This window comes from Corallococcus sp. AB049A, from assembly GCF_003668885.1.
In the GTDB taxonomy this organism is placed as follows: Bacteria; Myxococcota; Myxococcia; order Myxococcales; family Myxococcaceae; genus Corallococcus; species Corallococcus interemptor.
This window is the reverse complement of record NZ_RAWL01000978.1, coordinates 1-481: the sequence shown is the minus strand read 5'-3', so window position 1 is coordinate 481 and position 481 is coordinate 1. Positions and strand designations below refer to the sequence as shown.

Here is a 481-nt window from a genome sequence, read left to right as displayed (position 1 = left end):
GCAGTGACGCGGTCAGTCCACCACGCGGCAGAACACGGCCTTCAGGTAACGCGATTCCTGCACGTGGGCCATGAACGGGTGGTCCGGACCGGCGCCGGCCACCTTCAGGATCTGGATCGTGCGGCCGGAGAAATACGCCGCGCGGCGCAGCATGTCGAGGAACTGGTCCTCGGCCACCAGGCCGGTGCAGGAGAACGTGGCGAACAGGCCGCCCGGCTTGACCACGCCCAGCGCCAGCTTGTTCATGTCCAGGTACTTCTTCAGCGCAGTGATGACCTGGTCGCGGTCGCGGGTCATCTTCGCCGGGTCCAGGATCACCACGTCGTACTGCTCGCCACGATTGGCCGCATCACGCAGCCACGGGAAGATGTCGGACTGGACGAACTTCGGGCGCACGTTGTTCAGGCGCGAATTGCCCTTGGCGATCTGGATGACGTCTTCATCGATGTCGATGCCGACCACTTCCGAGGCGCCTCGCGCC

The 481-nt window shown here is 65.1% G+C and carries 1 protein-coding gene; it reads right to left on the bottom strand.

Annotated features, from left to right (window positions below):
• Positions 1-12: 12 nt before the first annotated feature.
• On the bottom strand, positions 13-481 hold a 469-nt coding region (locus tag D7X55_RS46075), incomplete at its 5' end, for a methyltransferase domain-containing protein (protein WP_121725738.1).